Below are 9,826 nucleotides of genomic sequence, written 5' to 3'. Positions count from 1 at the left end.
CTGTCTTGCTTTTTGGCAAGATCGCAGCCTTTTTTCTTGGGAACTTTTTTTACAGCCCCAATTTTTTTATTCTGACAATTTTACTCTTATTAAACAGATATAAAGAAAAGAAAGATAAAAAAAGCTCGAATTATGTTATTAGGATATGTCACACCCACTGCATATCACGCTAAACAGCCGATATCAAAATGTGATTTTTGCATTTGATGTGCGGGAATTGGATTTTTTCTATATGATCTTACCGTCAGACACTTCGATAACACGACTGCATTGTTCTGCGACTTTTGGATCGTGAGTAACGATAACGACTGTTTTTCCCTCTTTGTTAAGGCGTTTGAAAAGCTCCATTATCTCGGCCGAGGTCTTTGTGTCCAGCGCTCCTGTAGGCTCGTCCGCAAGTATCATGGCAGGCTCGTTGACAATTGCTCTGGCTATAGCAACACGCTGCTTCTGTCCTCCCGAAAGCTTGTTGCAAGGCTTCTTAGAAAGATCCCCCATACCAACAGCTTTTAATGCTTCAAGAGCTTTTTCTTTTTTATTCTTTATCTTTTTCTTTGCAAAATCCAATGGGATCAATACGTTTTCAAGGGCAGAAAAATCCTCAACAAGTGCAAAGTCCTGCATTACAATGCCTATCTTTTCATTCCTTATCTGTGCATACTGCCCCTCCGATAAATTTTTTACCAAAGTGCCGTCAATTGTGTACTCACCGCTCTGATAGCTGTCTATGCAGGCAAGGATATGCAAAAGTGTGGATTTTCCTGCGCCTGATTTTCCAATTATCGCTACCATTTCACCGTCTGATATCTCGCATGATACCCCATGCAAAGCCTCATATTCATTGGCTTTCTTTGGATTATATATCTTTATTATTTTATCAAGCTTTATCATTATAATGCCTCTCTTATTCATTTATCATCAAGATCTCATTTGGTGTATTTCGTCTCATTATAACGCCCGGTATCAAAAGTGAGATCAGAATGTTCAAGATAACGATACATACACAGCCAATCAAGTGCAGCCAACCAAAACTTATAACTGTATTTCCCATAAATTTGCTCATAGTAAGAACATTTGAAATACACACTGCAATGGCGGCTGCCATAACTGCGGTCATAAGATCACACACAAGATTTATCTTGATATATGCGTTCCACTTTGCTCCGCAGAGATAATAGATACCATAATCTCCAAGTCTCTTTTTTATGTTCACTGCCGAAGCCGAAACTGAGCTTACAATAACAAGAACTATCACACATATAAGCATTGGAACAAGCTTGATAAGCTGACCATTAATATAGACAAGCGAATTTTCTCTGAAATCCTCAAAGTCAAAAACCCTGCCATAATCCCTCAGATATAATTCAAGCTCCTTAAAACGCTCATTGCTTACATTATCCTTTAACGTTACTATTTGATTGCCGCAAGGATATATTTTACAGTTTATATCTTTAAGACAGTCTGTCGGAACTATCAGCATCATGTTGCCATGCTTATTAACATTAGCATAAAGATCTCTGAAATCAGGCTTTTCTTTTATACTATCCTCAGTGCCTAAATATGCAGATGAAAACCCCAGCAACTGTGAGCCGTCAGCTATGACACCGACAATTTTCACCTTGTTCTTAACATACTCATACTTATAAGGATCAGCATAGTCAAAATCCTCATCATCAGGGGACATCTCCCCTACTTTCTCTTTGTGCATAATGGTAACTATGTCACCCGTTTTGTAGTTGCTGTTTTCAGTCACAACAGCAGGTATCAAATCTCCGTTAGCCGACGCATTAGACAGCCATTTTCCCGAACTCATCTGCGGCGTAAATGACTTTATCATATCTTCAGATAAAGCATTAACGCTCATTCTATCGTCACCAAGTCCGTTAGATAGATCTTTTGATGACGGAGAATAATACAAGCTTGTATCATATCCGCTTGTCACCAACTCCACATCATCAATATTTTTTAGCTCACTGTCAAGAGGAGCAGTATCATATATATTACATATATATAGTCCCTTGCCATCAGGAAAGTATTTCTTTACAGGAGTATACATCTCTATTCTTGAAAGAACAGAAGAAACAGCCGCCGACATTATAATAAATGCAATGGCGAGCTGAACAGCGATAAAAATATTGCTGTAGATATTTCTTGCAAATTCTTTTAAACCATATTTTATCATATTATTTTCCCCTCTCTTTCATCATTTTCACAGGGGATCTTTTATTGGTAAACAATATCACAATGTTAAGGAACAAATAAATAGAAATAATATATATTCCAAATATGGTCATATATACCCTGAAATTATATGCGACCTTGATATACTCAAAAAACAAAGTAAGCTTAGGAAGCAGCGCATAATTGAATACCAATGCAAATATCACATATATCGTCACTGATATCATACCTATCTCGGCTATATACATCCGTCTTATTTTATTTGACGTGCAGCCACACAGCATGAATATAGCAGTCTGTTTAGCACGGGATCTTATTATGTATCTGAAAAGCATTGCAAGGTTTATTGCAGAAGCTATCGCAACGGCTACGGACATAAATATAACGGAATTGTAGAATTTTATTTCAGCCATATCGATCGTGTCTATCGGAGGAAAATTAACATTACACGTTAGAACTTCGCTGAAAGCTTTTTTCAGCTTAAAAAAGCTTTCTGTATCGAGAGCATTGTCATCAAGAAAACTTATGCTTGAAATAGTGCAGTTATCACCCAACGTTTTAAATGGCACCTGAAATTCCTCTTGTACAGTATTACCGAATATGCCTATGACCTTATAGCTTTTGCCAAGCAGTTCAACATTCTTGCCAATCATATCGTCTTTTGCGCCGCTAGGCAGCACGACCAAATTTTCGTCTGAAGCATATTCTTCCTTAGTAAAATATCTGCCTTTGCGTATACTCATGTTGTCGACATACGATTCGTATAAACTATAATCATTCAGCTCCTCATCATATTGAATGCGCACCGCAGACATAAGATACGGTTGACCGCCGTCAAAACACTCATCAATTTTAAGCTCGTCTTGATCAAACATTAAACCAAAATACATACCCGGTATTGACGCTTTAGAATTATCATCAAGCTTGTCAAGCACCTCACGAAGCTGAACAGGAGTTATAGAATCTGTTCCAAAATAAGACAAGATCCTGCCATCACTGTCTTCCTGAGTATCTATTATATCGCCAAATGAAAAAGTATAGTTAAATACATACTTCTTTTGCTTTTCAAAATCCTTGCTTGCTTTAAAATTCTGAAATGCACCATGTGAAAACAATATTATAAGCACATCAGTAACGGCGCAAACAATAAATAGAATAAAGATAAGTACATTCTTTACGGCAAAATTTTTCAGGTTAATAAAAACGTATTTCATTTAGTCCTCTTAATATTACTTATTTTGATTTATACGATAACATACATTGTCTATAGCAATCTGATTATCCTTATCTGTTCTAACTTCTACACGATGGATATAATAAGCATATGACTGACCATATACCTCTTTGGTTGCTGACGTAGTTGCTAATGCAGTAGTAACAGCCATAGTGCTTACAATAGCCAATGCAACAATTCCCGTAACAATTTTCTTAATAATCATACTTATTTCCTTTCTCGTTTCGCAATAAATCACGAATTTTTAATTTGTAGACTTAACTGAATTTGCCATACGAATTATGTCACTTTCGCTCGCATTTCCAACGATTGAGTATGAAAAAGATTTATCTGTCCAAACAAGAATAATATCATTTTCAGTTATTGAAATATATCCGTCATATTTACCTATTTTTATTTGCCTTGCACCTAAATCATCAATATCTATATTCATTCCAGCCGATATATCATTTTGAGTGAATTGAATTTGCTCCGTGCCGTTTGTATAAGTCACAATGTGTGTAAAATCGTCTATAAAATCTTCTGACAATACATAACCGCTAGGAATGAAGTCAGGAGTCATAACATTGTTGGCAACAGACAAACTATTATCTTCAATATCACCATCTGCAAATCTTACACTAGAATGAGATTCCCCTTGTGTCACAAATATTCCAACAAACCATTCACGCAGCGGCGGTACGGCGGCAACTGTCACAGAGCCGACTGCAAGCACCGCAGCTATTATCGCCGCAGCAAATCTTAGAGTGATCTTTATATGTCTGTGACCGCTTTTTCTGTTAGTTTTTATCAGCTCGCCAATTCTCTGCTCATATTTTTCCGAAAAATCATGTGGAATTTTCTCAACAGCCAAATAATCCTTATAGTCTTCATCAATTATGCCTAATTTTATTGCTTGTCTGAACTTATCATTCAAAACGATCACCACCGATCAAATCTAAAATTTGTCTTTTGGCTTTGTTCAGATAATTAAATACCGTTCTCTTAGAAATGCCCATGATTTGTGCGATCTCATCAGCAGTCAGATCATAATAGACCTTATATGCTATCACAGACTTTAGTTTATCATCCAGCTTTCTTACCGCATCTATAAGCAGATCTAAGTCAATATCATCATAAAAATCCTCACTCGGCTCATCTTCCACCTTAAGATCAAATATAGACGATGTTGGATTTTGATTTTCCTTATTGTAGATCGCATAACAGGCATTTCTAATAGTTCTAATAAGATATGCGTCCATATCGTGCAAAGAATAATTGTGAATTTTTTTAAAACATTTTGCGATGCTGAAAAAAGCATTTGCACAAGCCTCTTCTGCCAGCGCAGAATTATTCAAGATCTTGTATGCAAAAGCATAGGCTATCTGACGATTTCTGTAATAAAAATCTTCAAAAGACGTCTGATCCTTATCGTTGTCTATCAAGGTCATACATACAGCTAACATTTGATTCCCCCTGAGTTACTTATGTTACTAAGTATAACACATATTGACATACTTTTCAAGATACCAACAAATAAACTTATAACCCGAAATTATAATACATTTTGCGATTTATACTTGTATAAAACTAACATGATTGAGCCATTCAATTTAGTTAAAGCTACAAAAATTCAAATATAGATCAACAATATGATGCACAAAATGGTGAACTTTTGTCAGATGAAAAACTGGTATCTTTCATTTACTTTTTCAACCATAAGATCTATGGCATTTATCAATTCAAAAAAATTGAGAATAACAAATTAGTTTTGGTCAAAGAAATAAGGAAGTCATACTATGATTCAATAATCGATCAAAAAAAGGTCTTTTCAGAAATTGAAGAAAACTCCAAATGCAAAATTATTCAATAAGATAGGCATTACATTGAATCTAATAGCCAAACCTGAAAAAGCCAACCGCACCCAAATGGATGCGATCGGCTTTTTTATCTTATTCTATTTTTTTCTACCCCAGCTTCAAAACATTCAGCAGGAATATCCAGCTAGTTCCATAGTAAGCCACAACTGCCACCAGATCGTTCAGCGTGGTTATCATAGGGCCTGACGCAACGGCAGGGTCTATCTTTATTCTCTTGAAGAAAAGCGGTGTGAGCGTTCCCACTGCACTGGATACTATTATGGCAAGTATAAGTGAAATGCCTATACAGCCCGACATCGCAAAGGAGTATACCAACCCCTTGCCCTTGAAGAAGAAAATATACAGCCCCACTGCTATGAACGACAGCACGCCTATAAGAGTGCCGTTTAGAAGTCCGACTCGCATTTCTTTTGATACAAGGTGAAGCTTCTGCTTTGCGGTAAGGCTTCCGTCTGTAAGCACACGGATAGTCACTGCAAGGGATTGTGTACCAACATTTCCTGCCATGTCAAGTATCAGCGATTGAAACGCCACAATAAGAGTGAGCTGTGCAACAACTTTCTCAAACGCTCCCACCACTGTTGACACCACCATGCCAAGTCCCAACAGCACAAGCAGCCAAGGCAATCTCTTTTTCACACTCTGCAATACAGGCTCGTTGAGATCCTCCTCTGCGGAAAGACCGCCAAGCTTTGCATAATCCTCGCCCATTTCATCATCTGATGCCTCGATGATGTTTTGCGCTGTGATAACTCCCAGCAGCCTGTTTGAATCGTCAAGCACAGGTATGATATACTCTGAATAATCCTTCAGCTTTTCGATACAATCGGCAGTCTGCTCGTTGGCGTAAACATACGGGAAAGAAGTTGCCGTTATGCTCTCAAGCTCCACCTCGCTGTCAGCCGTGATAAGATCCTTCAGATCTATAGCTCCGCTGAAAACCTTATTTTCATCCACCACGAACAGCGTTGAGATGTTGTCATTTTTTCTCGCCTGACTAACAAGAGCATTCATTGCCTGCTTTACAGTCATGTCTTCGTCAATGATAATGCAGTTCGTAGTCATTCTGCTTCCTATCTCTTCCTCATCAAATGAAGCGATAAGCTTGAGTTCACTGCGTACATCAGGTGCAACAGCGTCTATAATAAGGCTTCTCCTGTCCTTATCTGTTTCAGACAGAATATTCACTGCTGTATCAGTGTCAAGCTCCGATATAAGCTCCGAAGCCTTGTGGATATCCATTTCCCTGAGATACTCCCCTGCCTGCTTTTCGTCAAGATATTCAAATATCTCTGCCAGCATTTCAAGACTGCACACACGATAGAATTTCCTTCTGTTGAGAACAGAAAACGTACTTATTACCTCTGCGATATCACTGCCATGATAATCGTCAAGCTTGTTCATCATGGCTTTCGGGGAATCATTGCTGTTGATGACAGCGGTTATCTCGTCGCAGTGAATGTTCTTTACTGCGTCCTCGTTTAAAATTACATTTTTGTTCAGTTCATTTTTCTTCATTTGCTTGTCCTCCGTTTCATTTTTTTATGACGTGAGGGACAAACAGGCATAAAAATGCCCGTGCATGACAGGTCACACACGGGCAGATATATCAGATCACAACGAATAAAACGGCAACGCAAAGCGAAGCCCGTCGGCTGTGTTCACATATATACATAATCGCCCGTTAGACCCGCAACTGTCGCAGTTTGCCACTTTATTCACCTCCGTATTATCTTAGTCCTCCGATATTATACCATTTTAGCAAAGATCTATCAACACCAAAAATCTTATTTTAATATTAAAAAGCTGTTAAAGCAATGGAGCAAATATCCTTAGCACGCCGTCAATGAGCCGTCCAAAGAAACCACGCTTTGTGTCCTCAAGCGTGCGCTGTCTGCACTTGCTCTGGGTTTCAAGGATATCCGCCTTGAAAGTCTTTATTATAGACGAATCATAGAATATAGAGCTGCACTCAAAATGCAGGAAAAGACTTCTATAGTCAAGATTTACCGAACCAAGCACCGCAAGCTTGTCATCGCATATACAGCCCTTTGCGTGAACAAATCCCGGCGTGTATTCATATATCTTCACTCCTGCCTCGATAAGCTGACGATAATAGCTTCTCGAAAGCCTGAAAACCACCTTTTTGTCAGCGATACCTGGCATTATGATACGCACGTCGACCCCACGTTTAGCCGCCCTTATAAAAGCGTCAAAAAGGCTGTCACCAAGCATAAGATACGGTGTGTAGAACCACACATAATCGCTTGCAGCATAGAGCATCTCAGAAAAAAACGTGTTGCTCACATTTTCGTCCACCATAGGGGAATCATAATAAGGCAAAACATAACCGTCGCCACCCTTGCCCTCTTTTTCAAAGCTCTTCCCCACAAGGTCATGAGGTATCATGTCATTTGAAAAAGCGTTCCAGAACTCCATAAACATATAGGTGTAGCTTTTTACGCCCTCGCCTGTTATCTTGAAGCCGATATCTTTCCAGTGACCATATTTCGAGCCTATGTTTATATACTCGTCCGAAAGATTTATTCCGCCGCTGTATGCAACTCTGCCGTCCACCACCATTATTTTTCTGTGGTCACGGTTGTTGAGCTGTGATTTTATAAAAAGGAACGGATTGAAAGGCACACATTTTATACCTTTCTCACCAAGCTTCAAAGCGTCTGCAAGAGAATATGTTGCGATACTTCCAAGGTCGTCATACATTATCCTGACGTCAACGCCCTGAGCCGCCTTTCTCGCCATTATATCCACCATAGTGTTAAGAAACTTGCCGTTTTGCAAAATAAAATACTCCGCAAAAATATATTTCTCAGCCTTTTCAAGCTCCTTGCACATATCAGCGAACATTTCCTCGCCCACGGAAAAATATTCTGCGCTGTCAAGCTTCACCATAGGAAAACCCGTTGCGTCGCTTATTCTTTTCACCGATTGAGCAAGTCTTTTGTCCTCACACCTAAGCTCCCCTATGCACTTTTCCCCGTCAGAAAGCTCATAGTCCATGTGAAGCCTTGCCTTTGTGATATTCTTTTCAAGCTTTTTCGCCGTATTATTGTTGCCGAAAATTATATACATAACTGCGCCAAGCACAGGAAAAGTAAGTATCACAATAAGCCAAAGAGTCTTGTAGCTGCTCTCCTCACGCTTTGTGTTGATATAAAGCACAAACAGAAATGACAGCACAGTAAGCACGATGCTGAGAAGCCCTGCCGCCTTGCTGAGCCATTTAAGTATGAGAAGATACCACAAAAACTGCATCGCCACAGGAACTATCACCGCCACCACTCTGCCTGCTATTTTCTTTACATTGTTCCACGTCAACTCCGTTTCGCTCCTTTCATTTATCATCTTAGGACAACAAAACACTATCATTATGCGATGTTACCATTATTATAACAATTTTTTTAACATAAGTCAACGCCATTGATTTTATTATTAAAAAGTGTTATATTAAATATGAGATATGTCCTGCTGATAGCTTTGTCTGTAGGCGGACGAACAGTGTTCGCCCCTACAAAAATAATATAATTGATAACGGAGGTAACAAAATGTGTACTGCGGCAACTTATAAAACGAACGATTTTTATTTTGGAAGAACTCTTGACTATGAAAGCTCCTACGGCGAGGAAATAGTCATAATGCCAAGAAACTTTCCCCTTAACTTTGTTAATATGGGCAGGATAGATACCCATTATGCGGTAATAGGCACAGCTCATGTCGCTCAGGATTATCCTCTTTTCTATGACGCCGCCAATGAAAAGGGTCTTGCCATGGCAGGTCTTAACTTTGTTGGCAACGCCTTTTACCGTGATGATATTGACGGCAGGGACAACGTTGCGCAGTTTGAGTTTATCCCATGGATTCTCTGTCAGTGTGCAAACGTGACAGAAGCAAGGACGCTTATAGAAAAGATAAACATAACCAAAACTCAGTTCAGCCCGCAAATGCCGTCAGGTCAGCTCCATTGGATAATAGCAGACAAGAACGATTGTATCGTAGTGGAATCTGTAAAAGAAGGCATAAAGGTCTATGACGATCCCGTGGGAGTGCTGACGAACAATCCTCCTTTTGATATGCAGATGTTCAGACTCAACGATTTCCGTGGACTTTCTCCAAAACAGCCTGAAAACACTTTTTCAGACAAGCTTGACCTTACTTCCTACAGCCGTGGCATGGGCGCAATGGGACTACCGGGCGACCTGTCATCACAATCAAGATTTATAAGAGCCGCATTTGTGAAAATGAACTCACGCTCCGCCCCTGACGAGCAGGACAGTGTGAGCCAGTTCTTCCACATTTTAAACTCAGTTGACCAGCAAAGAGGCTGCTGCGAGGTGGCAGAGGGCAAGTATGAGATAACCATTTATACAAGCTGCTGCAATACCGACAAGGGCATTTACTATTACACCACCTACAACGGACATCAGATATCCGCTGTTGATATGCACAAAGAAGACCTTGACTCCGCCAAGCTTATCGCCTACCCTATGATAACCAACGAGATAATAAACTTTCAGAACTAGCAAACGCTCCG

Annotated in this window: 9 protein-coding genes; 1 reads left to right on the top strand and 8 read right to left on the bottom strand. The window is 39.4% G+C overall.

Going from position 1 to position 9,826, the window contains the following annotated elements:
• Window positions 1-228: 228 nt before the first annotated feature.
• The 8 genes from DW938_RS09915 to cls all read right to left on the bottom strand — a co-directional run bounded on the left by DW938_RS09915 (window position 229) and on the right by cls (window position 8,613).
• Window positions 229-891: an ABC transporter ATP-binding protein gene (locus DW938_RS09915; RefSeq protein ID WP_022288376.1), complete on the bottom strand. Its 663-nt coding sequence runs from the start codon at window positions 889-891 to the stop codon at window positions 229-231.
• Window positions 892-904: 13 nt separating this feature from the next.
• On the bottom strand, window positions 905-2,182 hold the full coding sequence (locus tag DW938_RS09910; protein ID WP_118124659.1) for a hypothetical protein: 1,278 nt from the start codon (window positions 2,180-2,182) through the stop codon (window positions 905-907).
• A 1-nt stretch (window position 2,183) separates the two neighbouring features.
• Window positions 2,184-3,395 carry an ABC transporter permease gene (locus DW938_RS09905; RefSeq protein WP_118124658.1) on the bottom strand — a complete coding sequence of 404 codons (1,212 nt, stop codon included), beginning with the start codon at window positions 3,393-3,395 and terminating at the stop codon, window positions 2,184-2,186.
• A 15-nt stretch (window positions 3,396-3,410) separates the two neighbouring features.
• A complete protein-coding gene (locus DW938_RS09900; protein WP_117892276.1) occupies window positions 3,411-3,620 on the bottom strand; it encodes a hypothetical protein in 210 nt (69 codons plus the stop codon).
• Window positions 3,621-3,659: 39 nt separating this feature from the next.
• Complete coding sequence (locus DW938_RS09895) at window positions 3,660-4,331, bottom strand: DUF4367 domain-containing protein (RefSeq protein WP_118124657.1); 672 nt, start codon at window positions 4,329-4,331, stop codon at window positions 3,660-3,662.
• A complete protein-coding gene (locus DW938_RS09890) occupies window positions 4,324-4,860 on the bottom strand; it encodes a sigma-70 family RNA polymerase sigma factor (RefSeq protein ID WP_022288371.1) in 537 nt (178 codons plus the stop codon). The genes DW938_RS09895 and DW938_RS09890 overlap by 8 nt, the downstream gene beginning before the upstream one ends.
• Window positions 4,861-5,361: 501 nt before the next feature.
• A complete protein-coding gene (gene mgtE, locus DW938_RS09885; RefSeq protein WP_118124656.1) occupies window positions 5,362-6,792 on the bottom strand; it encodes a magnesium transporter in 1,431 nt (476 codons plus the stop codon).
• A gap of 291 nt (window positions 6,793-7,083) precedes the next feature.
• Window positions 7,084-8,613: a cardiolipin synthase gene (gene cls / locus DW938_RS09880; RefSeq protein WP_242992481.1), complete on the bottom strand. Its 1,530-nt coding sequence runs from the start codon at window positions 8,611-8,613 to the stop codon at window positions 7,084-7,086.
• 227 nt (window positions 8,614-8,840) lie between these two features.
• Here cls and bsh point away from each other — a divergent pair, with 227 nt between their 5' ends.
• Complete coding sequence (bsh, locus tag DW938_RS09875; RefSeq protein ID WP_118124655.1) at window positions 8,841-9,815, top strand: choloylglycine hydrolase; 975 nt, start codon at window positions 8,841-8,843, stop codon at window positions 9,813-9,815.
• Window positions 9,816-9,826: the final 11 nt, after the last annotated feature.

It is taken from the genome of Ruminococcus sp. AM43-6 (assembly GCF_003461785.1).
GTDB classification, from domain to species: domain Bacteria; phylum Bacillota; class Clostridia; order Oscillospirales; family Ruminococcaceae; genus Hominimerdicola; species Hominimerdicola aceti.
The sequence above is the reverse complement of the archived record's forward strand: the minus strand, read 5'-3'. Positions and strand labels throughout refer to the sequence as shown.

Excerpts from the sequence above, each read along its gene's own strand:
- bsh (WP_118124655.1), top strand. The coding sequence starts at position 8,841 with ATGTGTACTGCGGCAACTTATAAAACGAACGATTTTTATTTTGGAAGA.
- mgtE (WP_118124656.1), bottom strand. The coding sequence starts at position 6,792 with ATGAAGAAAAATGAACTGAACAAAAATGTAATTTTAAACGAGGACGCA.
- DW938_RS09890 (WP_022288371.1), bottom strand. The coding sequence starts at position 4,860 with ATGTTAGCTGTATGTATGACCTTGATAGACAACGATAAGGATCAGACG.
- DW938_RS09915 (WP_022288376.1), bottom strand. The coding sequence starts at position 891 with ATGATAAAGCTTGATAAAATAATAAAGATATATAATCCAAAGAAAGCC.
- DW938_RS09910 (WP_118124659.1), bottom strand. The coding sequence starts at position 2,182 with ATGATAAAATATGGTTTAAAAGAATTTGCAAGAAATATCTACAGCAAT.
- DW938_RS09905 (WP_118124658.1), bottom strand. The coding sequence starts at position 3,395 with ATGAAATACGTTTTTATTAACCTGAAAAATTTTGCCGTAAAGAATGTA.
- DW938_RS09900 (WP_117892276.1), bottom strand. The coding sequence starts at position 3,620 with ATGATTATTAAGAAAATTGTTACGGGAATTGTTGCATTGGCTATTGTA.